This window comes from Bacteroidota bacterium (assembly GCA_018698135.1).
Lineage (GTDB): Bacteria > Bacteroidota > Bacteroidia > CAILMK01 > JAAYUY01 > JABINZ01.
In genome coordinates this window covers 19,320-43,034 of the sequence record JABINZ010000114.1, presented here as the reverse complement: position 1 = coordinate 43,034, position 23,715 = coordinate 19,320, and the positions used below count along the sequence as shown (strand labels likewise).

The window sequence follows — 23,715 nt, the reverse complement described above, 5'->3', positions numbered from 1 at the left end:
GAAATATCATAAAAACACCCACCTATTCTGTGAAAAAAAGAAAAAATTGGATGGAATCAAGAAAAAAACACAAAAAAAACGGATAAAATTTTAAACATTAAAGAATAATTGGTTTTGCAACGGTCTTAAATTTACAAAAATCAGACCTTATCATCATTAAATAATCTTCTCTCATTCATCAATTTATTTAACTTCGCATGAGAAAATAATAGTTCATGAAAAAAAGGGTTGAGGAATTAACAATCATTGACAAAAAGGCTTTACACAGCGATTATATATTTTGGGAAATTCAATCAAATACTGAATTTGCATACATCGTTCCAGGTCAGTTCATCAATGTACATGTAAAGGATAGTCCAACTACTTTTGTACGCAGACCTTTCTCCATTCACACAGTTGATTATGAAAAAAACTCCATACAATTTATGATGAAAGTTGTTGGAGATGGCACCAAAGCATTGTCGAACATGAAAGTTGGCGACAAAATGGATGTTTTATTTCCTCTTGGAAATGGCTTTACAATTTCAGATGAAGATAATGCATTGCTTGTTGGCGGAGGATATGGAATAGCACCACTCTACCACATTGCACAAGAGCTTATTTCAAAAGATAAAAAACCACATTTCCTGTTTGGAGCACGCACAGAACATGATTTTATTCTGCTTGATAAATTTAAGGATTTAGCGGAACTCTCTATTACCACGGAAGACGGAAGCCTTGGTTACAAAGGAAGAGTTACTGATCATCCTATTTGGAAAGAAAGATTTGGCAAAATATATACATGCGGGCCAGAACCCATGATGGAAGCTGTAGCCCATATTGCCGAAGAAAAAGACATTAATTGCGAAGCTTCACTTGATCAGACTATGGGATGTGGAATTGGTGTTTGTTTGACTTGTGTAAAGAAAACCACAAAAGGAAATGAAGCCACATGTTTGCATGGCCCTGTATTTAATACAAAAGATATCGTATGGTAAATTTATCAGTTGACATAGGAGGATTGATCATCAAAAACCCAGTGATGACTGCAAGTGGAACTTGTGGAAATGGAGAAGAATTGGTCGATTTCATGAATATTTCAGATTTGGGTGCACTTGTAGTGAAAGGAACTACACTGGAAGCAAGGCAAGGAAATGAGTATCCACGTATGGCTGAAACAGCCAGTGGCATGCTGAATACAATTGGCCTTCAAAATAAAGGCGCCCGCTATTTTCATGACGAACTCTACCCAAGAATTGAACATTTGAATGATAATATCATTGTAAATGTTTCAGGTTCAAAAATCGAAGATTATGTAACAGTAGCCGAAATGTTATCTGACCTCCCAAACTGCACAGCTATTGAAGTCAATATTTCTTGCCCAAATGTTAAAGAAGGAGGTCTGGCTTTTGGGACTTCCTGCCCTGCAGCTGCCACAGTAACTCAAGAAGTTCGCAAAGTATGGAAACGTCATATGATGGTTAAATTATCGCCCAATGTAACTAGCATTGCAGATATTGCCAAAGCTGTTGAAGATGAAGGTGCTGATTCTGTTTCCTTGGTAAATACTTTTTTAGCCATGGCCATTGATGCAAAAACCAGAAAGCCTGTTTTGTCAACAATTACAGGAGGGCTTTCTGGGCCAGCCATTAAACCCATTGCACTCCGTATGGTTTGGCAAGTTTATAATGCGATTAAAATTCCGGTGATTGGAATGGGGGGTATTATGAATGCAACCGATGCTGTTGAGTTTATGCTCGCAGGTTCAACAGCCATACAGGTAGGAACGGCTACTTTTATTGATCCGGCTACTTGCACAAAAGTGATAGCCGGAATTGAAGAATATTGTATTGAGCAAGGGGTAAAAGATGTGAAGGAACTGATTGGCGGGATGATATCATAAGTTAAAGCTAATGTAAATTGAAAACTATATTATTTATTCTCCTTTTGAACTTTTCGCTGGCATCATTGTCATTTGGCCAAATCGGATTTAAAACAAATGCAGATAGCAATGATGCAAAATATTTATTCATAGCAGAAAATTACTTCGAAAAAGATTCATTTGCTTTAGCCTTATTCGGAAATAAAATTGAAAACTCAGGTCATCGTCAATTTGATGGATTTTTAGAAATCATTGAAAAGTATCCCACCAGTAATTCCGCAAACATTTCTCAATTTTACGCAGGTATCTGTTTTTTAAATTTACAAAAGTTCAATAAAGCTATTACCCACTTGAGACAATTTAATGCAAAAGACTCATTGTCTACAGCTCTTAAACTTGGATTAATTGGAGATTCCTATTCCGAACTCGGTCAATATTCAGATGCTCTAATAAACTACTTGAAGGCACTTGATAACCTGAACGGATCCAAACTCACGCCTATTTATTTATTGAAAGCAGCATTGATTTACAATAAAATTGATGATACTAAAAATGCTCTTAAACTACTAAAGTCAATCAAAATGAATCATCCTTATTCAAATGAGGCTCAAAATGTAGATTTATTTATTGAACAAATTAGTTCGTATTAGTAAAACTTGTCTCTATTGTCTTCAATAACAGAACTTCCTTTACATATTTCAACAATATATTGATATACAAAATATTTAAGGGCTTGCTTTTCCTTATATTGGACTATTTTCTTAGCACTTTCATCTAATTGAGTTGAATAAAGGCTTTGTAATAATAATGATTGCAACTTATCGCTTTCGGCTTCTCTTGCTATTTCATTTTCAAAATCTAACCAAATTGGCTTTATTCCAGGATAATCGTTAATATTACTTAAAAAGTCAAGAAGCATATTTTGATCAAATTCATTCGTTTCCGGCCTAGTAAAAAAAGAAATAACTGCAGGATGTATATTTTGTCCAGTTATTTGATCCATCAGGTCTTCATTTGAGACATACAAGCCAAATACCTTTGTTTGCTTTGCGGTAAAATACTGATGAACAATACGGTTCCAAAACTCATTATTCAGTTGTTTTAGAGTCTTTTCATCAATACTTTTAAGGCCCATGTTATGCATATACGTTTCTGCCTGTGCATTTAATCTTGTGTTATAATCCTGATAGGTTATTTGCATTGTATCAATAATCCCTACAATTTCAGTATCAACTTGAGCAAAGGCTGACAGCTTACTTAAAAATATGATTGAAAAAAATAAGAGATATTTCATCCTATTATTATCTTTAGATTAATTTGGAGCATACACAATTATCCTTAAATTTAAGAAATATGTATTTTCTAAATACATTATAATACGAATATACTTTTTTATTTATTCTTACGTTTTTATATCAAATATCGTGACCATGAAAAATATTTACTATTTCATATTTTCTTCCTTATTTCTTTTATTCTCATGTCAAGTTTCAACAGATAAAAACCTGGAAACCCTAAAACAAAAGGTCGAAGAAAATACGGATTCAACAATCACTCTGAAAGACAAAATTCTGATTGAAAATTTCAATTTGCGATTTGGACATGTTACACAAAGTAAAACATCAGATTATTGGATTATACCCATGATACTTGAAGAAAAGTATTTTGAAAAAGGGATGGATCGGTATGATTACGCAAACTACGTTTTCTATAATCCAAAAACAAAAAAGAAACATTTACTGCTAAAGGATAGTATCGACTTAATTAGTAATTTCAGACTCATTGATTTCGAAGATTTATTTAGTCATGACCGAGAACATGAAATGACAAGAAAAGGGGAAATCATTTTATTTGAATTAGTAGAATGGAAAACCAATGCACAAATTGAAGAAATAATGGGTATTAGTAAAGAGGAAGCAAAAAAAAGACGTTTTGACCTGAGAGACAGATATTATAAATATTGTCCAAAAGTGCTTTTTATGTGTGATGTAGATGGGCAAAATATCATTCAATTAACTGCCAGTCAATCCAGACTTGAATCCTATAGTAGGATGGACAATAGCTATATTTTATTAGTTAATATTAGGGAAGATGATGATAAATCAGGTTTAATCACATCTAAAGAAAATAACAAACATTTAATTGTTGATATGGCCAATCCCAAACTGGCAATTCCCTTATTTGACAAATCATTTGAAGATTCAATTAAAACACTTGTTCTTCAGACAAAATAAACCACTATGGATTGAAAATTTATAGGTTCGGATTATGAATGAAATTCATTTGCAAAACACCAAAAAACAATCAAAAAATATCAAAAATAACCAAACAGTGTTGAAATCTAGGGAGATTTTGAAGTTTGGTTTGCGTATATCCTTTATTATCCCACAAACATATTTACTGTAATACCATTTAAATTTAGGTCACAGAATTCGTAGAATTTTCACTTGCCTCCTACAAACAAATCTGTAAATCTGTGGCAATTTTTACATCATAGGTACAATAGCGGATATTCAATTTGAGCTAATAAATTTTGTTATTATTTGTGATTTGATGATTGGAATTTATGATTTCTATCATAGATATTTATAGAAACCAATTAGCTGCAATGAATTGCAGGGTTTTAACCAGTAACCAGAGAACAGAATCAGTATCCATCCTATATCTCACTTCAATATTGGTCATTAATTCATGATATGTAACATGATCTTGTCATCAGCTAAATTTTAAAACAATGACTAACTTTGTTAACTAATAATAAACACCCCAATAGTGTCAATTCCAAATCGGAGCATGCGAATAATTTTTTCAGTTATCATCTTGATGACTTCAAGTATATTCTCTTTTTCTCAAAATACAAACCGAGAGATCGACAGTTTAAGTAAAGTTCTTACTGATAAATCACTGAGTAGAAAAGATGAAGCAAAGACTCTTAAACGACTAAGCACCCGCTATTGGTCAACTGATATCGAGAAATCGATTGAATTGGCTTTAGAAAGCATGAAAATAGCAGAAGAACTCAACGATGATACTTTAATCGCTTTTGTTTCTTTGTCCTATGCAAACACTTTGCTTGTGAAAGGAGATATTCATGCATCCTTGCCTATTTTTTTTAAAACCCTGACCTTATTGAAGAAAACCAGTCATGATAAAATTGTTGTGAGATGCTATCATTCAATTGGAGAAGCTTATCGGGCAATAGCGGATTATGAAAATTCAATTAAATATTTACAAGAAGGATATTACTTGGCCCGCAAGATTCAGTATTTATCGGAAGTAAAAACGATTTTGCATAGATTTAGCGCTGTTTACTACGAACTGGAAAATCATAAAAAAGCTATAGCTTATGCTGATTCCTCTTTGAATATGTTGCCAAAAAATAATTCGGATAAGTTTATTTCGAATATTTATAATTTGAAAGGCGCCTGTTACAAACAATTAGGAGAATATGATTCTGCTATAACTTATCTGCGAAAATCACTTAAAATAGGGCTTAAAATAAACGACTACATGGATCTTCCTATGGTCTATAATAATATGTCAATGATTTTTCAGGAAAGTCAAGATTATGATAGTGCCATATACTATGCTCACAAAAGTTTAAAACTATCAAAAAAAATTGGCCTATTAGCTTATCAGGAAATTGCCTACTTACATATTTTTGAGTCATATGCAGCCTTGAAAAAATTTGATTCTGCATATGTAAATCACACGCATTATACTGGTATCAGGTGGCAAATTCATAAGGAGGAGAACACAAAAGATCTTGCTGAAATGAAATCAAAGTATGAGCTTGACAAAAAAGAGCAGGAAAACGCCAAACTTCTTGTTAAAAACACTTTACAACAACAAAAAATTGTCAAGCAACGATTCCTTATTGCTCTAATCATTTTGATCATTTTCATTGTGATGGTAATTCCAATATTAATCAATAAAAGCAGAATCCGGCTAAGAAAAGCAAATGAGTTGCTAACTACTCAAAATCAAGAAATTGAACAGAAAAGCAAACAGTTATCGGAAGTAAATAAAACAAAGGATAAAATTCTTTCAATCATTGCCCATGATATGAAGAATCCCTTTCAATCGATTATTGGATTCTCACGGCTTCTATCAGATGATATCAAAGAATCCAACTATACAAATATTCAAGAATTTGCTAGTTTTATTTCTGATGGAACTCAAAAATTAGATGTCCTATTAAGCAATTTGCTTAACTGGTCTCAGGTGCAAGTTGGTAGCCTTAAAGTGAGAAACGAAAAAGTATCATTGAGTCATTTATCAGAGGAAATTAGAAATCTATTTCAAACAGCTATTAAAGAAAAGAATATTGATTTCTCCAGTAATATCAAGGACGATCATTTTGCTTTTTGCGATCTGAACTCGATCTCAGCAGTCATTAGAAATCTGATTTCAAATGCCATTAAATTCACGCCAATGCAAGGGATTATTCAGATTAGAACTCAGCAAACTAATCAAGAATTAGAAATTGTAGTGACTGATAATGGTGTTGGTATGGATAAAGCCAACCTGGATGCATTATTCAGCATGGATAAAACTATTTCGGCCGGAACCAATAATGAGAAAGGCAGTGGATTTGGCCTTATATTATGTAAAGAATTAGTGGAATTGAATGGCGGTCGAATAGTAGCAGAAAGTGAACTTGGAAAAGGCTCAACTTTTAGGATTTATTTACCAGCTTATTCAAGCTAGATAAAAACTGAACAGTGAAATTTCTCTAGCAGTTGTATCCAAAAGTTCTACGAGACAAATATAGCGCTCATATTGGCCAAATCAAGACAAAGAATTTGACAGCAAATTTTGTTAGAACTTAAAGGTAGCTCCAAAAGTTGCTAATGCCGATCCAATTCCTATTTCAGCAGCTATGCCTGCTTTTTCAGTAATAAAATACCTGGCACCAATTGCCAATCGAATAGAAACAGGTAGTATAGCCGTTGCATTTTGCCCATTATAATACGGATCATCTATGTCAAAAACATATTGTGTATGTTTATAGCCAGCACCTGCAACAGCATAAAAATCAAAATCATCATAAGTTGAAAAATGATAATTCAATCGAGGTGTAATTCTCATTCGTGTTACCGATAGTTTATAATTTAAATAACCACCTGGGGTGAAAAAATCTTCTTCACTCCATGCTATTGAATTTGATGCATAGATAAGATCAAGACCTAAACCTATTTGGTCAGTTAGCATATATTCACCCCTTGCACCTATTGGCCCAATTACATGCAATCCGATGTCAATCGTATTAAAATTTGTATAAAAAGATGTCAGGATACCTGACCAAAGATTGGGCCCACCATAAAAAACATCTACCACAAAATCTCCTTTATGCAAGGCTTGGGCTTTGACTTTATATGATGACATTGAAATTGTAAAGATGATGATAAGAAATGATAGAGATAAAGTATTTTTCATAATTCAATGTATTTTGTTTTAATACGAATTTAAGCTATAATCACTAATTCATTATTAAAAATAATAGTGAGCACCAAGCACGTATTTTAAACTAAACGCAATTCAATTCTATTAGGATTAATAATAATATCCGTAATTTTATTGTGTAATAAATTTTTCACTTACAAAACACAATGTCATGAAAAAATTAATTATACTTATGCTGGTTATTTTACCTGTCTTAACAATTGCTCAGGACACTATATACAAACATAAAGGAAAGCCTATTATTTGTAAAATCAATACAGTAAAGGAGGGCACTGTTTATTACATTAAAGCCGGAAAAGAAAAGGAAAAGAGCATTGCAGAATCAAAGATTAAGAGACACACTTATTCAAACAGGGAATATGAAGTTGCTGAAAAGCATGATGTTGTGTATCGGGATGAAAGAATTGTATTCACACATAATTTCAAACTAAATGGATTAAGCCAAGATGATATTTATGAGCGCTTTACAAAATATATGTCCGATCCTCATGCTGAACTTAAAAAAACGTATAAGAGTAAAAAGCCTGAAGAAAATCGTATAGTTGCACATGTTAATATGCCATCACATTATGAAACTTTTTTTGGTGAGGAGAAAAGCAAGGTACAGTATTCATTGATTTTTCAGGCTAATAACAACAACGTATCATTGGAAATTACGGATGTATATATTAGCTCCGAAGATGCTAATAATTCCATCGAAACCTGGCATGCTCATCCCGGGCATTTTTTCAGAAGCCAGATCGATGTTCTTATAATTGAATTTGATACCATCCTAAAAGAGATTGACAAAAGGCTGAAAAGCTATTAAGAACCGTTTTATTAGTATTGGATTTTAGTAATTTAGCATCTCAACCAAAAACACGATTTCATTGAATACTCCATCAATCACTAAACTAACCTGCCTACTTATTTTTGTCTTGTTCCTGCCGAATATTTCATCGGCATCAAACAATGAAATTGATAGTCTCAGTGTTCTTCTTGAAAACAATAAGCTGGCCGATCAAGAACGCATACTGGTTTTAAATGCTCTTTATTCAAAAAACTTGGATACTGATATCAATCTGGCATTCAACTATATTTCTGAGAGTATTATGCTAGCTAAGCAATTTGAGCAGGAAGAAATTTTTGCACAAACTGCAAGTTTATATAGCAATATTCTGTCTTTACAAGGTGAATACAAAGAAAGTATTTCTTATTTATTTAAAGCACTGAAATATTATGAAGAAAGCAACAATTTCGAAAATATAGCAATTTGTTTTCATGCAATTGGGGAAAATTATAGAGCACAAGCAGAACATGATAAAGCATTAACCTATCTTTTCAAAGGACTTGATATTTCGAAAAAACATCAGATTGACATTGAGATAAAAAATATTTATAATCGAATATCTGCCGTTTTGTTTGAGAAAAAAGAGTATCAAAAGGCCCTTCATTATGCTGATTCTTCATTGAAACACAAACCTGCTCTCAATTCAGCAGCATTTTTGTCAAATACTTTTAACATCATGGGCGCTTTGTATAAAGAACTCGACAAATTTGATTCAGCTCTATATTATTTGCATAAATCATTGCATCTGGGTATTTCTTCTAAAGATTGGATTTATGTTCCCGGATCCTATATCAATATTGCTGCCTTGCATTTGGATAAATATTTATACGATAGTTGTATTTATTATGCACAAGAAAGTTTGAAAATATCCTATAAAACAAAGATTTTAACTTATCAGGAAACAGCTTTACTACAAATATACAGAGCTTTTAAAGCCACTCATGCTTATGATTCAGCTTTAAAATATCATGAAGATTATACAGGGGTTAGGTGGCAAATATTTAATGCAAACCGAAGCGAAATGATTGCTGAAATTCAAACTAAATATGATACTGAAAAACGAATACAACAAACTGAAAAACTACAAATAGAAAATGAATTGCAAAAAAGTAAAATTTTCAGGCAACAAATACTGCTGCTTTTAATTATTATCATCGTTTTAGTAGCATTAACAATTCCATATAGTTTATACCGGCAAAGGCAAAAACTGGCTAAAACAAACACCACACTAATTAAGCAAAACGAAGAAATTGAAAAACAGAGTAACCAGTTAGCTGAATTAAATAATACAAAAGATAAAATACTTTCTATTATTGCCCATGACATGATTAATCCTTTTCAATCTATCATTGGGTTTTCAAACCTATTGTCTAACGAACTTAAAGATTCACCTAATAATGATATTCGGCAATATGCTGAATATATTTCCAAAGGAACACTTAATTTAAACACCTTATTAAGCAACTTACTAAAGTGGTCGCAGTTGCAAGTTGGCAGTCTAAAATTAAATAAGGAAATTGTTTCCATTAAAGCATTATCTGATGAAACTCTTGGCTTATTTGAAACAGCCATAAAGGAGAAAAGAATCAATTGTAGAATCGATATTCATGCAGATCATCAAGCTTATTGTGACACTCATTCTGTTTCAACTGTTATTCGGAATCTTGTTTCGAACGCCATCAAATTCACTCGCTTTGATGGAACAATTAGCATTTCAACAGTAGCCAAAGATCAAGAACTGGAATTCACCATAATCGATAATGGAGTTGGGATGGACGAAGAAAACCTGATAAAATTATTTTCTCTGGACAAGGCCATCTCTTTTGGAACAAATAATGAAAAGGGAACCGGTTTTGGACTCATTCTTTGCAAAGAATTCGTGGAAAAAAATGGCGGAAAAATATGGGCTGAAAGCGAGACCAATAAAGGCACTACAATTCATTTTACCTTGCCAATAAATAAGGATTAATAAGCTGAGTTGTTAGCGTGCAATTGAAATTCTGATAAGATCATTTATTTCTTTCCTACTCATGAATATGAAATAAATGCCCGGATCGTAGGTACTTAAATCTACTGGAATTACTTTTTCCCAGCCATCTAAATCCATTTCAAATACAATAGCTCCTGAAGCAGAACAAATACTAAGTTTTTCAACTCCCTTGGAAACTTCTACATTAAACATTCCATTGGATGGATTAGGATATGCTTTAATGCTTTTCTCTTCCTGATTTTCTTTGATAGCTGTTGTTGGCTTGTCTTTTATGCATTTCCACCAATTGGATGTATTTATCGGTTTAATATCATTTTCAAAATTCTCATCCGACAGGCAAACCTTTTCGTTCCAGATATAGTCGGATTGCATTTGCTGAGCTGATAGCAAGCTTGAGCTAGTCAAGAATAAGAACAAGAGGACACATTTACTAACTGTTTTCATATCTATTGTTTTTAAACTAATGAATACAACGGAAATGCCAACAAACTAACTTGCTGTTTATGTGTCTGTTGTAAAATCTACTGTGAAATTAATCTGTAAAAATACTTGACAATTCTGTTCATGTATTCAACAAAAAAAGCCGACATAAGCCGGCTTTCTGAGTGTATTTATGTTTCAATCCTATTTCGTTGTTTTCTGTCCATTTTTATTGACATTAAATCCTATTGATGCTCCTACATAAGTTCCTGATTTTTTAGGAGAGGCATAAAGATTTACAGGTATGTTTAAATAGCCTGAACGGAAAGTTTTTCCTACTGAGAAAACAAAACCGGAAGAAAATTTTGCACTCCCTCTTTTATCGATATTTGTTTCTCTTTCATAAAATTCAGTATAATGCATATAATTACCAGTAACAGGATCTCTATAATCCCACTCACTTTCAATATGCCATTTCCCAGTTTCTCCAATTAAGCCCTGAGTATCATAAAAGCCACGTGCTTCCCTTCTGAATCCCATTGAAGGACCAAAACCAATTTCCCATCCTGTGCTATTACTTCTGAATCCATTCATAAAAATAAAGCTTGGGTTAAACATTTGCTGCTCCAATCCACTAATCATAAATAAATATTCAAATAAACCCTGAAAATTACCAGCACTCATGTATTGTGTTTCAAATTGATATCCAAATTGAGTCATTAATGGAAAAGCATCCCATCCTCCACTATTGATTGGATCTTGTAGTCTCTGACCTAATTTACCCGTAATATAGGCAGCTCCCATACGTGGACCATTAAGTTTTAAGCGAGTTTGAGGTGTATTCATGGGGTCATCATAATTCACCAGCATGTTAACAACATTTGGATCATTTTCTTTACCAAATACATTTTTTACAGAGATTTCGATCATTTTCTGAATATGTTCAGGCATAATAAGGTATTCCATCACATTCGCTGTTTTGACTGCTTCATTCTTTACATCGATCAATCTTAAGCTGAAAATGATTTTGTTTCCCAATTGTTCGAGATTACCTGTTAACATAAAGTCAACTTCCATTTTTTTACCAATCTCAATTAAACATTTCTTCCCATAACAAATTTCAATATTGTTAATTTTTACGAAATCCGACATATCATATTTGTCCATCACTTCGTAAATATTCAGCTTCTCAACTTCAATTCTTACCAAGTCAGCCACTGACTCCTGATCATATTCGAAGTTTTTAGTATCAATGCTTAAAATAGCAATACTCTGTTTGCTTTGAGAAAATGAATTTGACCATAATAATAAGGTTACAAATAATAGTGTTACTAGTTTTTTCATCACTTTTTCATTTATGTCAACACTATGATTGACGTTAATTTATAATATGATTCAAAACTAATATTAGCTGGTAGGTGGTGGAAATTGGTTTTCGCGTCCTGTTATATATTATACAAACGTTTTAATAATTTAGAGAGAATAAACAATGGTTTCTATTGATTCAAGCAAATTTATAGAACACGAAACACTTTAATTTGCAAAAATTGCAAAAACCAAATCGGAAATTATTGATATTTACTAAAAAAAAGTATCTTTGGCAAAAGACTTTAACGAAATGGAAACACAAGCCCTTTTATTTCAACAAATTAAAAACTCAATCCCTCAGAATCTTTCGCTTGTAGATGAAGTATCTGATTTATTGAATATAAGTTCAGATAGTGCTTACAGAAGAATCCGGTCAGGAAAAAGTTTATCCATTGACGAACTACAGAAACTCTGTTCTCATTTCAACATATCACTTGACAAGCTTTTTAATATCAAAACAAATCATATTCTATTTAGTGCATCCGACATTAATCATATTCATTTTTCTTTTGAAGATTATATGGCTTTTGTACAGGCAAGTCTTTCGCAATTTGCTAGATCAGAAAACCTAGAAATGATTTATTCTGCTCAGGATATTCCTCTTTTTCATCATTTCCGACATCCTGAGTTGGCTGCTTTTAAAGTGTTCTTTTATTTGAAAGCTGTATTGCTTTTCCCTGAATATGTTAACAAAAAATTCTCATTTGAAGATACGCTGGAAACAACCATGAAAATTGGTAAAAAAATTATTCAGACTTATGAGCGAATACCAGCAAAAGAAATTTGGAACCAAGAAACTATTAATAGTTTTTTAAGACAAATAGAATTCTCGTTTGACATTGGCGTTTTTGAAAACCCAGAAGATGCATTTATATTGTGTGACCGTTTGGATGAAGAAATAAATCATATAAAACTACAGGCTGAAAGAGGTTATAAATATACGGAACAGGATTCCAGCAATAATTCTAACGATAACTATCAGCTTTATTCAAGTGAAGTAATTGTAGGAGATAATACCATTTTGGTAAATATGGACAAATCTCAAATAACCTACCTGACCTATAACGTACTTAGTCTATTATCTACTTCAGACGTTCACTTTTGTCAAAGTACCGAAAAACATTTACGAAACGTAATTTCAAAATCGGCTTTGATCAGTTCAGTTTCAGAACGAGAACGTATCATATTTTTCAATAATATGCATCAGAAAATAGACAAGCTAAGAAGTCGATTAAAAAATTCTGATTGAGTTAACCTTTCAAAATCATTTCAATTTTCTCAATTTGCTGGTGTCGTTCAAAAGAGTATATTGGATCTTTATCTAGCAAATACCTATAAAATTGTTGGGCTTGCTGCATGAATTTTCTTGCTTTCTGCGTGTCTTTCTCCACGCTTCCAATATGAAATAATATTTTAGCTAAATGATCCAGATAGATGAAACTGGCTGTTGAATCCGATTTCAATAAGGCAATCGTTTCTTCAGCAGATAATTGAATCAAATTATCCAGAGAAAGATCTAGGTTTTCTTTCAAGCTATTTTCAACCATAGCAACAGCCTCAATTTGCTCTCCTCCTTTTTTCATTTTTAAGAAGTCAGCAACCAACTGTGCTAAAAAACGACCTATTTCATCGATTTGGTTTTTCAGGTAATCATATTGAGGCATAGCAAACTATTTATTGAAGGCTAAATTTATGAATTCGTGACCTACATTTAGCACATAAATTTACATCAACAAAGTCGATTGTTTTAATTGTTTCATTCGCATCACGCATAAAACAATCGATATCCGGACAATGTGGGATGCCCAGATTATGACCCAATTCATGAAGACTAACCTTTTGCAAGCGATTAATGTTTTTAACTTTATCTGCAGAGAAAATCCTGTATGTGGAAACAACACAACTTGATCCTGGCCGATAACCTAATCCAAAAACGCCCCAATCAGCATATTTGCTTTCTGGTTGTTTAATTTTCCTGAATTTATCTCTTTTTGTTGTAGATATATCTTTTGTTGTTAGACCAATAATATGGTCTACACCTTTTGGTCGGTTTTCCTTTAAGAATCGAATAATAGAATCAGCCCGATAGCGTGGTGACTTAATCTGAACAAAGTAATTTTCAGGAATATCAATAGGCTCTAATCGTATAGTTTGAAATCCGTAAAAGCGTTGAATAGCAAACTCAACACTATCAATAAGTTCAGTAGGAAAACCTGTGAATGGCTGAATTGCCACCTTCGTGTTTTCGCGCTTTGTGCATCCCAAAACAATTAGAAAAAATAATGCACTCCATATCCAAATTCGATTCATAGAAATAAAACGTGTATTAATTATAAATAGTATTCGTCACTTTATCTTATACTTTCCAAACTTAATGAATTAAATTTGTTTAGCTAATACGCAATTACAATGGAAAATCTTTTTCAAAGCTATAAAACACATCTTGCTCAAACCACCAATTTTGCTCCTGTACAGCTGGAAATTGAAAAAGCAGAAGGAATATATTTACACGATAAAGAGGGCAAAAAATACATCGATTTAATTTCAGGAGTTGCCGTAAATAACTTGGGCCACAGGCATCCAAAAATAATGGATGCTATACAAAAACAACTCGACAAATACCTCCACATTATGGTTTATGGTGAGTTCGTACAGGAAGAAACCGTTAAACTGGCTGAAAAATTAGCAAGCCTTTTACCTACAAGCTTAAGCAGTTCATTTTTTGTCAACTCCGGAAGCGAAGCCATTGAAGGAGCTATTAAACTTGCCAAACTGCATAGCAATCGTTATGAGATTATTTCATTTAAAGGTTCCTATCATGGAAGCACACAAGCAACATTGAGTTTATTGGGAGATGAGAAATTCAAAAATCCTTTTCGGCCTTTAGCTCCATTACAAAAGCAATTGGAATTCAACAATTTTGAACAAATAAAGGAAATAACATCCCAAACAGCTTGTGTAATAATTGAACCTATTCAAACGGCTTCAGGAATGATTATGCCTAAAGATAATTTCCTACAATCAGTAAGAGAACAATGTAACAAAACTGGGGTACTCCTTATTTTTGATGAAATTCAAACTGCCTTGGGACGAACAGGAAAATTATTTGCCCTTGATTATTTCCACGTTGTTCCCGACATTTTATGTCTGGCAAAAAGTTTAGGCGGTGGCTTGCCAATTGGCGCCTTTATTTCATCTCCCGAAATAATGAATTCTCTAAATAATGGACATCCTTTAATGGGTCATGCCACCACTTTTGGTGGGCACCCAATGGTATGTGCTACTGCTTTGGCAACATTAGAAGTTCTTAGCAGCGAAAACTATCTTAAGGAAATAGAATCCAAAAGCTTGTTATTCCGAAAACTTCTTGTTCATTCCAAAATCAAGGAAATTCGTGGAACAGGATTTCTGTTGGCAGTGGATTTGGGAAATGCTGAAATCACCCAAAAATTTGTTGAAAACGTTATACCAAATGGCCTTATCACCTATTGGTTTTTATTTGATAATACCTCCTTTAGTATTATCCCTCCCCTCACCATTACTGAAGAAGAAATTGAAGAGAGTTGTGCCATTATACTGAAAACGCTGGATGAGATTTGATTGGTCTGGCCTAAATCAAAGAGGCATGGTGATGAACATATTTTGAAATTTGATTTGCTGTGAATAACTCCTTTTTGAAACTCCTCGCATAATCCCGAACATTGTTCAACAAATCCAGTCTTAACTACATGTCAGCAGGTCCAGCCAAAAGGAAGAAAATAAGGGATAAGAAACTCATTGAATTTGATGTGAACAAAGCAGGGCCACGTGCAGATGGCATCTTTGCTTTACCTTTTGATCTGGATGAATCAGATGCGGTTATCATCCCTATTCCATGGGATATAAGTTCCCCAAATGATGGAGCAGCAAACGCGCCCGAAGCAATTTTAGAAGCATCCAAAAGCTTAAGCCTGTTTCAAGAAAAATTAGAAGATGCATGGAAAAATGGAATCTTCATGCATAACATCCCTCTAAAGTGGAAGGAAAGCAGCTATAAACTTCGAAAGATCAGAAACCGGATTGAACGCCAGTTCCGCAAGAAACTTTCAGAAGCTAAACGAGCTGAATTAATTACAGATTGTAAAAACATAAACCTTACGAGCAAACTTCTTAATGATTGGGTGGAACATATTTCAGGCGAATACCTGAAATCGCATAAACTGGTAGGTTTGTTAGGTGGCGATCAGGCAATATCGTCAGGTTTTATTACCGCATTATCACGTAACTACGATAATATTGGCATATTGCATTTGGATGCCTATCCTAATTTATATAGAAGCTACGAAGGTTTAGATTACTCTGATTTTTCTAGTATGTATCATGCGTTGAAACTAAATCAGGTTAAAAAATTAGTTTTAGCTGGTTGTCGTGAGGTTACTTATGAAGAAAAAGAAGTCATCGATAAAAACTACCAAATTATTAAGTACTATTCCGACAAATATATCAAGGAAAAACAATTTAAAGGCACCACCTTTAAGATGCTGATAAGTGAAATAATTAGTCCCTTGCCTAAAAATGTTTACATCAGTTTTGATGCAAGCGTGCTTCAACCGCATTTAATGCCACAGGTTGGATTTCCGCAACCATCTGGATTTTCTTATGAAGAAATCTCCTTCCTGATTTCCGAACTCATGCAAAGTGGCAAAAGAATAATTGGTTTTGACTTATGCGGTATACGTCCAAAAAAGGAAAATGAAAATTGGGATGCTCAACTTGGTGCCCAACTATTATTGGAACTGACAAGCTTAATGATTAATACACATAAGAAGTAGAAACTCTTCGATCATAAAATCACCTACATCAAAAAGCAAAAATTGTAGTAAATTTGGGCTAATCAAAGCAATTTGTTATGCCCACAAGAATTTTATGTTTTCTGCTAATTTCAGCCTTAATTTCCACTTGTTCATTCGCTCAAATCAGTATTCAAAAAAGTGTTCCTGAGCAAGGAATTGTATACCTGAAACAAGATATTAATGCAGGTGTGTTAATGGATAAAAACACAACTCCCTTTATTGATTACCAATCAGTAAAAATAAATCATAACGCGCTAAAATCGAATGATGTAATTAGCAGCACATCTGGAAAGGAAATACTTTTTCCGAATGAAAAAGCAGTTTTTCAGATTGATATCGATGCGCAAAGTATCGAATTTATTACGCCCGAATATACATTAAACCCTTTGTGTCAGTCGGCATTAAACAAAGTTCCAAATTGGTTAAAAGATGATTTACATCGTCAATTCAGAAAACTTGCTGTATTTAAAATAGATGGAATTTTTGCCAATCAAATAATTAATGCACCCAATGCTATTGTAGATGAAGTTGCTTTTCAAATTGCAAACTTATCCACTGAAACACTTAAAGATTCAAGATTCCGAAGCACTATTGATTTAGTAAAAGAAAACGCACAACATATTTATAACGTGGTTGATTCCTTAAAATATGTGAGGCTGGTGGAACACGGCAGTTATGCATCAGGAGATTATTACACCACTACTGAATATAAAATAAAAGAAGGATCTAACTTTATCTGGTCTGAAATTCCAAAGGAAATTTACTATTGGTATGTAGTTATGCCTAAAATTGATCGCGAAGGAGTTTATAAAGAAGACCGATCATCCAGCACACAGTTTCGGACTTATGGCTATTTCTGGCGTGAATATTTGTGGTCAAATCCGCACTCAGTTTTCGATTATACTCAAGTAAATATAACTACATCAAAAGGAACAATTGATACTATACAACGCTTCGGTGCCATTATGCAGCAACCCGAATATTTATGGGATAGGGTTGAGAAATACTTTCCATTCAATCGATCATTTGATCCAGAAGATCATGCACTGGATGTATTAGGCAATTGGGCTTCCCGCTCCTTGCCAATAGATGCTGCAGGCAACCGACCTTTTGAGCCTAATCAGATTATTAATGAGCACAATGGAAATTGTCACGAGGATGCATTGCTCGTTGCTGCTGCCTGTAGAACAGCCTTAATTCCGATTGTTCATATTGGTGTTCATGGCGAAGATCATGCTTATGGGATGATTTGGGATGAAGATTGGTATCATTATGAGTTTTTCAGAGGCGGATTCAGCCAAGTAATCAGCCCCTCCTTTGCTGGTATTACCAATATGATGAAAGGTGGTAGCTATAGTTGGACTACTTCCATTGCACATACAACCCGTGCAGATGGTTATCCTGATATTTTATCTTCATACTACAACGATAAAATGTGCACACTCAAAATTCAGGTAACTGATCAAAATGGCAAAGCAGTTGATGGAGCAAAGGTAGAATTCTGGTGTAGCCCCGGTGCTTATAGCACAGGTTGGGTCGACAATGTGGGATTTGCCTGGACAGATCATACAGGTATTGCCAGCGTGAATGTTGGAGCAGGGAAAAAATACGGTTACCAAATTTTCCATAAAGACTTTGGCTATATTCCTAACAGCACGCAAGCCAACATCATTAACACAACTATTGCATTAGATAAAGAGACCTATCCGGTGACAGCTCAATTTTTAGCAGGAAGCATGCCTGAGTTGAATTATGGAAATAGAATAGATTTGCCCAAAACAGCTTCATTTGGTTTGCACATTAATTTCACAGCACAAGGAGTTATTGCAGGACAAAACACTGAAGATGTTCAGAATAGCACGTTTGCCCTCAAAACACCTGATAATGGTTCACTTACTTTTTTTGTTTGTGATCAGGCAAATTATGACCAATATAAAGCAGGACAAGCATTTGATTATTATTTCCCAGTAAAATACTTCAACAGTGGAAATCTATACCTCCCCGTACCTACAGTCGGAAAATGGTATGTCGTTTTTTCTAATGAAGAAGCAACAACGAATTATCAGCAACTCGAAGCAAATGTGGAACTAATTAGTAATGCAATTTGGGCTGGATTGGATGAATTTGAAGAAGACAATTCTATTACAGTATATCCAAATCCATTTAATCAGAATTGCACAATAAAAGCCCCAATACATACAAACCACATTGAAATTTTCAATTTGTGTGGAGAGCTTGTTGAAACAATGCAACATTCACCTTTTGTGTGGAAACCTGACGATGGCATTTCTGATGGTATTTATATTATTAAAGCTTATCAGGAAAATTCAATGATAACTTCTAAAGTGATATATAGAAAGTAGAAGGATTCTCCATTTCCGCCTTTGTTGGTGTTATCACCAACAAATATGTTTCTACCGGCAGATTGCTATTTTCACAGTCAAACACAGTTTCCCTTGCAGGAGACACTTTGTGGATATAACTCAGGTTTGTCCAATCAGTGTCTCACATAGTGGACACTGATAATTTTCAAGTACTAACTGCATCATACACTATTTCTTTGATTGCACCAGTTTCTTTTTTTTTCTTCACGTAAAATTTTCTCTATTTTTCGACCTTTTGCAATTCATCAACCAATTTGTCTAAAAACCTAACTTGTTGAGTTAATGGGTTCACTATTTCCTCAATTCTATAACCACATATGACTCCTTTAATCAGGTGGGCATTTGGATTTAATTCGGCTTTTTGAAAAAATTCTTTGAAGGTTGTTTTATCATCAATAAATTCTTGCACTTTTATTTCGTCATAACCAGTCAACCACTCAATGACCTGAAAAAGTTCATCCTTTGTCCTTCCTTTTTTCTCAACTTTTGACAAATAATGAGGATATACCGAAGAATAAGTCATTTTTGCTATACCTTCATTATGTTCCGGTGAAACTTTCATATCTTATTTTTCCTTTCTCATAAACTCAAATGCTCCTTTACGAAGTTGGATACCATACTCCAAATAGGCTTTCATACAAGCAAGGAAATTTGCCCATCCTTCCGTATTTTCCAAAACCCATTTAAGGTTATCTGCAGTAAGTTCCTTTCCGTTTTCGTTTACTCTTACTATTGTACTATTGTCTGCTAACTTTTTTAATGTAATGGTTACAACAGTTTCTGGATCCCATATAAATGAAATTGAACGATTGGTTTCAATTTCAATATTCTTGATAGGAAACTTATCAGGAAATTCCGGAAATTTCCAAATCACGTCTTTTCCAGTTTCCAATCTTCCACTACTTTCCGAAATGAAATATTTGGTCATTTTCTCTGGATTTACAATCCCTTCAAAAACTTCGTTTATTGGTTTTTGAATTTGTAGTGATGCATTAGATTCAAGTCTCATATCAATTTCCTTTTCTCTTGAATATCATATATTTACTCAACTTCAAATTGGTTCTATCGTTTGAGCTTTTTGCTGTGAAAATAACACTTCTCTTCACCATCCCGAAAGCTTTCAGCACATAAAATCTTATACCCTCGTCAGCCGAAATTTCAACCTAGGCTGACTTTATTGACATAACTTAAAATCATTGTTAGGCCAAGCCAAGTGCTTATTCTTCTATTTTCAGAATACTTTCAATTTGAATTTTATTTGCAGGAAGGTAGTTTGACGCAATATCCCAAATTATTTCATAATCAATTCCAAAGTATTCATGACTTACTTTATTTCTTAGCAAGTACATTTCACTCCATGGGACTTCAGAATATTTGTTTTTAATTTCCTCGGGGACATTTTTGGCTGCTTCACCAATAATCTCAAAATTTCTAATTACAGCGTCAACAGTTTTATAGTCTTGTTTGAAGTTCATGAAAGTCAAATTCTCTATATATTCTTCAATACGACTCATTGCGACTTGGATGTCTTCAAGATACATACGAAAGACACGATATTCTTTTTTCATTAGACGTAATTGACTTGATTAAGAATATTATCTTTAATCTGTGCTTTCAAAGCATTTTTTGTGACTAGGTCTATTTTTCTATTGAATATTTTCTCTAAATATAATTCAAGTGAAAAGATTTTCCAGCCAATTGGTCTTTCCAATTCAACTAAAATGTCAATATCACTAAGTTCAGTTGATTCATCTTCTGAAAATGATCCAAACAAGCCTATTTCTTTAACTGCGTACTCTTTTGAAAGTGTAGGCTTTAGTTCTTTTAATTTTGATAATATGAAAAGCTTTGTAAGCATAATTCAAATTTACAGATTTTTTATTTGTAACGCTCAGTTTGTTTATTTCGCAATAACAACCATTTAGGATGATAAAGCTAATGTTTTATGCCTTTAAAAAATATGTTCAAATACAGACATTTGTCCAATCAGTGTCTCACATAGTGGACAGTGATGATTTACCTCCTTTTCCGCCTTTGTTGGTGCTATCACCAACAAATATGTTTCTACCGGCAAATTGCTATTTTCACAGTCAAACACAGTGTCCCTTGCAGGAGACACTGTGTGGATATTACGCAGGTTTGTCCAATTTTGTCCAATCAGTGTCTCACACAGTGGACACTGATAATTTTCAAGTACTATTCGCCTTTGTTGGTATTATCACCAACAAATATGTTTCTATCGGCAGATTGCTAATTTAAAATAAAAATAAGCTGTTGGTGAAAAACATCAACAGGAGCACAAAATTGATAACTTCATGGAATCTAGCTTTACTCTCCGAAATAATTATGGAGGAGAGGATGTAGTTCAGCCGGTAGTTTATTCTGGGTAGTGTGTACCAAATGAACTCCTAATTATAAGCCAAAATGTTTCTTAATCTCATTTTCAATCTCACTTGAATTTTGTCTTGAATCAAAAATTGTTATTATGTAAATAACTTCTTGCTCAACTTTGTATAGAGCTATTGACTGCTTTGTAATTACTAATTTTCTTAAATCTGGCCTGGTTTGACTTATGGGGAATATTTCTGGAGTGGATTTTAGTATTTCAAACTTATCGTTCATTTTTTCAATAAACTTAAGTTTTGTTTTTGTCGACCACTCTTCTTCTAGGTAGTTAAGTAGTTTAACAAGCTTAAATGAGGCAAGAGAAGTTAACTTAATTTTCATGTATTATTCTTTACAAATTCTTCCCATTCGATAGTTTCACCATTTTCAATCTGTTTAAGTCCTAATTCTATTTCAGCTTTTTGGGATTCTGAGAGATCTAACCAAAAATCTTTATTTGATTTTTTTAATGTTTGAAATAGTTTTGTTAAAACTTCCTTACTATCTAAATCCAGAATTTGTCTAACCAATTCTAATTTTAATGCTTGAATATCCATTCCATTTTTGGTTTATACAAAGTTAATCATTTTCCTGAAACCTGATCCATTCTAGCATTTTGGCTAACGTTTTGAGCTGTTGTTTTTATCGGCAGATTGCTGTTTTAAAATAAAAATAAGCTGTTGGTGAAAACACAAACAGGGGCACAAACACAAACAGGAGCACAAAATTGATAAATTCATGGAATCTAGCTTTACTCTCAGAAATAATTATGGAGGAGAGGAGGTCGTTCAACCACTAGTTCATTCTGGGTACTGCGTACCAAATGAACGCCTAATTATTGGCTGTAGTTTATTATTTTTTCGGATTTGCTAATATTATTTTCATAAAAGCTGTTTCGTACCTTAAGAAAGTTAGTTCTACTTTCATATCTGTAATCTCTGTGATACTAATACTTGTGAAGTCCAATTTAAATGGAAGTAGAAATTGCGTAAATGATAAAGGATTCGAAAGGTAAACCAATCTTACGTACTCGTTAGTTATTGGGAAATAAATGGATATTGAATCTATAAAATTTAAGTATATATTCTGTACATATCGATTGTCCTCCAATTCAACGGTATAAACAATAAGTGTATCATTCTTACTTCCGTTAAGAACCTCCTTATGGTTAAAATACGTGGGTTCCACTTTCAATTTTTGAGGTCCTGAAATATGATTAATTAATCTAATTTCTATTGGACTATAGTAAATATAATCAACGTGTTGCGCTTTTGCTGAAATGGAAAACAATATCATGAATCCTAGTATTGTTATTTTTTTCATATTTCCTAATGCTTACTATCGTCCAATTTTATTGTATTTGTACTGAGTCCTTTAATCATAAACGATTCAGTATATTCAAAGTCAAAATATTTTGAAAAATCTTATGTTTCTTCCTGCAGATTGCTGTTTTAAAATAAATACAAGCTGTTGGTGATAACACCAACAGGGGCGCAACCATTTTGTAAAACTATTGTTAGAAAACGTTTCAATTTATTCCTAGGTCATTAGTAAATGTTGCATCAGGAACAATTTCCTTTCTATCAACTCCAGAAATATCCTTTATAATTGAGATAACAATTGAATTAACATTGTTTCTACTTAGCCCAAACTCAGACCTCAGCTTATCCAAATTTTGAACTACAATTTTTTCAGACAGCTCTTGAATAGTATCATTTGCAAATACCTGATCTCTATTTGCCAAAAACCAGCCTGTAAACTTTGGAATTTTTAATTCTAATTCTTTGCTAATATCTTCCCAAACTTCTTGTCTTCTTTTTTTATCCCAAATCTTAGATATTTTAAGAGTTGGACTGAATTTCATCGGAGAAATTGTGCTATTTGAAGTAACAAATTTTCTCAATCTGAAATAAATGAGTTGATTAAAACATACTTTTTCTGATTTGGTTTCAACTAAACTCCATACATGATCACTCAATTCCCCAACGGTTCGAATTCTTTCTGCCTCATTATCTTCAATTGTAATATCGAAACACTCTTCAATATCTACTAAAATTTGAATACTATCCAATCCCATACAAATGTTTTCTAACTAGGTTTCTAACGAATGCTTAATACGCAATAACAACCATACAGGATTATAAAGTGAAAGTTTTTTGCTTTTAAAAATCATGTTCAAA

24 protein-coding genes and 1 pseudogene are annotated in these 23,715 nt (G+C 33.2%); 11 read left to right on the top strand and 14 right to left on the bottom strand.

Translation table 11 applies throughout. The features are described 5' to 3' along the window. The first annotated feature begins 215 nt into the window (after positions 1–215). From HOG71_07375 to HOG71_07365, 3 genes are read left to right on the top strand one after another with little or no spacing between them, the layout of a single operon-like run. Positions 216–977 carry a dihydroorotate dehydrogenase electron transfer subunit gene (locus HOG71_07375; GenBank protein ID MBT5990658.1) on the top strand — a complete coding sequence of 254 codons (762 nt, stop codon included), beginning with the start codon at positions 216–218 and terminating at the stop codon, positions 975–977. Next, positions 971–1,882 carry a dihydroorotate dehydrogenase gene (locus tag HOG71_07370; protein ID MBT5990657.1) on the top strand — a complete coding sequence of 304 codons (912 nt, stop codon included), beginning with the start codon at positions 971–973 and terminating at the stop codon, positions 1,880–1,882. Before HOG71_07375 ends, HOG71_07370 begins: the two co-directional genes overlap by 7 nt. A 17-nt stretch (positions 1,883–1,899) precedes the next feature. Next, the gene (locus HOG71_07365) at positions 1,900–2,511 is read left to right on the top strand and encodes a hypothetical protein (GenBank protein MBT5990656.1); all 612 of its coding nucleotides are present in this window, start codon (positions 1,900–1,902) and stop codon (positions 2,509–2,511) included. Here HOG71_07365 and HOG71_07360 read toward each other — a convergent pair. Further along, positions 2,508–3,155, bottom strand: a complete 648-nt coding sequence (locus tag HOG71_07360; GenBank protein MBT5990655.1) for a hypothetical protein — start codon at positions 3,153–3,155, stop codon at positions 2,508–2,510. The genes HOG71_07365 and HOG71_07360 overlap by 4 nt on opposite strands. 136 nt (positions 3,156–3,291) lie before the next feature. Here HOG71_07360 and HOG71_07355 point away from each other — a divergent pair, with 136 nt between their 5' ends. Both HOG71_07355 and HOG71_07350 read left to right on the top strand, forming a co-directional pair. Beyond that, a complete protein-coding gene (locus HOG71_07355; protein ID MBT5990654.1) occupies positions 3,292–4,095 on the top strand; it encodes a hypothetical protein in 804 nt (267 codons plus the stop codon). 559 nt (positions 4,096–4,654) lie between these two features. Next, on the top strand, positions 4,655–6,571 hold the full coding sequence (locus tag HOG71_07350) for a tetratricopeptide repeat-containing sensor histidine kinase (GenBank protein MBT5990653.1): 1,917 nt from the start codon (positions 4,655–4,657) through the stop codon (positions 6,569–6,571). Between the two features lie 111 nt (positions 6,572–6,682). Here the strand turns inward: HOG71_07350 and HOG71_07345 are convergent, their stop codons facing one another. Further along, a complete protein-coding gene (locus tag HOG71_07345) occupies positions 6,683–7,300 on the bottom strand; it encodes an outer membrane beta-barrel protein (protein ID MBT5990652.1) in 618 nt (205 codons plus the stop codon). Between the two features lie 178 nt (positions 7,301–7,478). On the opposite strand from HOG71_07345, the gene HOG71_07340 reads away from it, so the two are divergent. Then, entirely contained in the window at positions 7,479–8,135 is a 657-nt protein-coding gene (locus HOG71_07340) for a DUF4468 domain-containing protein (protein ID MBT5990651.1), read from the top strand. Between the two features lie 61 nt (positions 8,136–8,196). Then, complete coding sequence (locus tag HOG71_07335) at positions 8,197–10,125, top strand: tetratricopeptide repeat-containing sensor histidine kinase (protein ID MBT5990650.1); 1,929 nt, start codon at positions 8,197–8,199, stop codon at positions 10,123–10,125. Between the two features lie 12 nt (positions 10,126–10,137). Here HOG71_07335 and HOG71_07330 read toward each other — a convergent pair whose 3' ends face one another. Continuing rightward, positions 10,138–10,590, bottom strand: a complete 453-nt coding sequence (locus HOG71_07330) for a T9SS type A sorting domain-containing protein (GenBank protein ID MBT5990649.1) — start codon at positions 10,588–10,590, stop codon at positions 10,138–10,140. Positions 10,591–10,770: 180 nt separating this feature from the next. Next, complete coding sequence (locus HOG71_07325; protein MBT5990648.1) at positions 10,771–11,910, bottom strand: hypothetical protein; 1,140 nt, start codon at positions 11,908–11,910, stop codon at positions 10,771–10,773. Between the two features lie 253 nt (positions 11,911–12,163). Between HOG71_07325 and HOG71_07320 the strand changes: the two genes are divergently transcribed. Next, positions 12,164–13,183: a helix-turn-helix transcriptional regulator gene (locus HOG71_07320; protein ID MBT5990647.1), complete on the top strand. Its 1,020-nt coding sequence runs from the start codon at positions 12,164–12,166 to the stop codon at positions 13,181–13,183. A 1-nt stretch (position 13,184) separates the two neighbouring features. On the opposite strand, the gene HOG71_07315 is transcribed toward HOG71_07320, so the two are convergent. Together HOG71_07315 and HOG71_07310 are read right to left on the bottom strand one after the other, a co-directional pair. Further along, positions 13,185–13,598 carry a hypothetical protein gene (locus tag HOG71_07315; GenBank protein ID MBT5990646.1) on the bottom strand — a complete coding sequence of 138 codons (414 nt, stop codon included), beginning with the start codon at positions 13,596–13,598 and terminating at the stop codon, positions 13,185–13,187. Positions 13,599–13,608: 10 nt separating this feature from the next. After that, positions 13,609–14,244 (bottom strand): Zn-dependent protease, encoded by a 636-nt coding sequence (locus HOG71_07310; protein ID MBT5990645.1) that lies wholly within the window; start codon positions 14,242–14,244, stop codon positions 13,609–13,611. 99 nt (positions 14,245–14,343) lie between these two features. Here HOG71_07310 and HOG71_07305 point away from each other — a divergent pair, with 99 nt between their 5' ends. From HOG71_07305 to HOG71_07295, 3 genes are all read left to right on the top strand, one after another. Next, on the top strand, positions 14,344–15,534 hold the full coding sequence (locus tag HOG71_07305; GenBank protein MBT5990644.1) for an aspartate aminotransferase family protein: 1,191 nt from the start codon (positions 14,344–14,346) through the stop codon (positions 15,532–15,534). 128 nt (positions 15,535–15,662) lie between these two features. Next, a complete protein-coding gene (locus tag HOG71_07300; GenBank protein ID MBT5990643.1) occupies positions 15,663–16,745 on the top strand; it encodes a hypothetical protein in 1,083 nt (360 codons plus the stop codon). Between the two features lie 77 nt (positions 16,746–16,822). After that, on the top strand, positions 16,823–19,129 hold the full coding sequence (locus tag HOG71_07295) for a T9SS type A sorting domain-containing protein (GenBank protein ID MBT5990642.1): 2,307 nt from the start codon (positions 16,823–16,825) through the stop codon (positions 19,127–19,129). A 182-nt stretch (positions 19,130–19,311) separates the two neighbouring features. Here HOG71_07295 and HOG71_07290 read toward each other — a convergent pair. From HOG71_07290 to HOG71_07255, 8 genes and pseudogenes are all read right to left on the bottom strand, one after another. Beyond that, a pseudogene (locus tag HOG71_07290) lies at positions 19,312–19,712 on the bottom strand (DUF2200 domain-containing protein). A gap of 3 nt (positions 19,713–19,715) precedes the next feature. Then, positions 19,716–20,159 (bottom strand): ATPase, encoded by a 444-nt coding sequence (locus HOG71_07285; protein ID MBT5990641.1) that lies wholly within the window; start codon positions 20,157–20,159, stop codon positions 19,716–19,718. Between the two features lie 208 nt (positions 20,160–20,367). Further along, a complete protein-coding gene (locus HOG71_07280) occupies positions 20,368–20,691 on the bottom strand; it encodes a DUF86 domain-containing protein (GenBank protein ID MBT5990640.1) in 324 nt (107 codons plus the stop codon). Between the two features lie 26 nt (positions 20,692–20,717). Beyond that, positions 20,718–21,008, bottom strand: a complete 291-nt coding sequence (locus HOG71_07275) for a nucleotidyltransferase family protein (GenBank protein ID MBT5990639.1) — start codon at positions 21,006–21,008, stop codon at positions 20,718–20,720. 554 nt (positions 21,009–21,562) lie between these two features. Beyond that, entirely contained in the window at positions 21,563–21,877 is a 315-nt protein-coding gene (locus HOG71_07270) for a type II toxin-antitoxin system RelE/ParE family toxin (GenBank protein MBT5990638.1), read from the bottom strand. After that, a complete protein-coding gene (locus HOG71_07265) occupies positions 21,874–22,092 on the bottom strand; it encodes a hypothetical protein (protein ID MBT5990637.1) in 219 nt (72 codons plus the stop codon). Before HOG71_07265 ends, HOG71_07270 begins: the two co-directional genes overlap by 4 nt. 295 nt (positions 22,093–22,387) lie before the next feature. Then, positions 22,388–22,831: a hypothetical protein gene (locus HOG71_07260; GenBank protein ID MBT5990636.1), complete on the bottom strand. Its 444-nt coding sequence runs from the start codon at positions 22,829–22,831 to the stop codon at positions 22,388–22,390. Positions 22,832–23,063: 232 nt separating this feature from the next. Beyond that, positions 23,064–23,612: a hypothetical protein gene (locus HOG71_07255; GenBank protein ID MBT5990635.1), complete on the bottom strand. Its 549-nt coding sequence runs from the start codon at positions 23,610–23,612 to the stop codon at positions 23,064–23,066. Positions 23,613–23,715: the final 103 nt, after the last annotated feature.

Excerpts from the sequence above, each read along its gene's own strand:
- HOG71_07375 (MBT5990658.1), top strand. The coding sequence starts at position 216 with ATGAAAAAAAGGGTTGAGGAATTAACAATCATTGACAAAAAGGCTTTA.
- HOG71_07370 (MBT5990657.1), top strand. The coding sequence starts at position 971 with ATGGTAAATTTATCAGTTGACATAGGAGGATTGATCATCAAAAACCCA.
- HOG71_07360 (MBT5990655.1), bottom strand. The coding sequence starts at position 3,155 with ATGAAATATCTCTTATTTTTTTCAATCATATTTTTAAGTAAGCTGTCA.
- HOG71_07355 (MBT5990654.1), top strand. The coding sequence starts at position 3,292 with ATGAAAAATATTTACTATTTCATATTTTCTTCCTTATTTCTTTTATTC.
- HOG71_07350 (MBT5990653.1), top strand. The coding sequence starts at position 4,655 with ATGCGAATAATTTTTTCAGTTATCATCTTGATGACTTCAAGTATATTC.
- HOG71_07345 (MBT5990652.1), bottom strand. The coding sequence starts at position 7,300 with ATGAAAAATACTTTATCTCTATCATTTCTTATCATCATCTTTACAATT.
- HOG71_07340 (MBT5990651.1), top strand. The coding sequence starts at position 7,479 with ATGAAAAAATTAATTATACTTATGCTGGTTATTTTACCTGTCTTAACA.
- HOG71_07330 (MBT5990649.1), bottom strand. The coding sequence starts at position 10,590 with ATGAAAACAGTTAGTAAATGTGTCCTCTTGTTCTTATTCTTGACTAGC.
- HOG71_07325 (MBT5990648.1), bottom strand. The coding sequence starts at position 11,910 with ATGAAAAAACTAGTAACACTATTATTTGTAACCTTATTATTATGGTCA.
- HOG71_07315 (MBT5990646.1), bottom strand. The coding sequence starts at position 13,598 with ATGCCTCAATATGATTACCTGAAAAACCAAATCGATGAAATAGGTCGT.
- HOG71_07310 (MBT5990645.1), bottom strand. The coding sequence starts at position 14,244 with ATGAATCGAATTTGGATATGGAGTGCATTATTTTTTCTAATTGTTTTG.
- HOG71_07305 (MBT5990644.1), top strand. The coding sequence starts at position 14,344 with ATGGAAAATCTTTTTCAAAGCTATAAAACACATCTTGCTCAAACCACC.
- HOG71_07300 (MBT5990643.1), top strand. The coding sequence starts at position 15,663 with ATGTCAGCAGGTCCAGCCAAAAGGAAGAAAATAAGGGATAAGAAACTC.
- HOG71_07295 (MBT5990642.1), top strand. The coding sequence starts at position 16,823 with ATGCCCACAAGAATTTTATGTTTTCTGCTAATTTCAGCCTTAATTTCC.
- HOG71_07285 (MBT5990641.1), bottom strand. The coding sequence starts at position 20,159 with ATGAGACTTGAATCTAATGCATCACTACAAATTCAAAAACCAATAAAC.
- HOG71_07280 (MBT5990640.1), bottom strand. The coding sequence starts at position 20,691 with ATGTATCTTGAAGACATCCAAGTCGCAATGAGTCGTATTGAAGAATAT.
- HOG71_07275 (MBT5990639.1), bottom strand. The coding sequence starts at position 21,008 with ATGCTTACAAAGCTTTTCATATTATCAAAATTAAAAGAACTAAAGCCT.
- HOG71_07270 (MBT5990638.1), bottom strand. The coding sequence starts at position 21,877 with ATGAAAATTAAGTTAACTTCTCTTGCCTCATTTAAGCTTGTTAAACTA.
- HOG71_07265 (MBT5990637.1), bottom strand. The coding sequence starts at position 22,092 with ATGGATATTCAAGCATTAAAATTAGAATTGGTTAGACAAATTCTGGAT.
- HOG71_07260 (MBT5990636.1), bottom strand. The coding sequence starts at position 22,831 with ATGATATTGTTTTCCATTTCAGCAAAAGCGCAACACGTTGATTATATT.
- HOG71_07255 (MBT5990635.1), bottom strand. The coding sequence starts at position 23,612 with ATGGGATTGGATAGTATTCAAATTTTAGTAGATATTGAAGAGTGTTTC.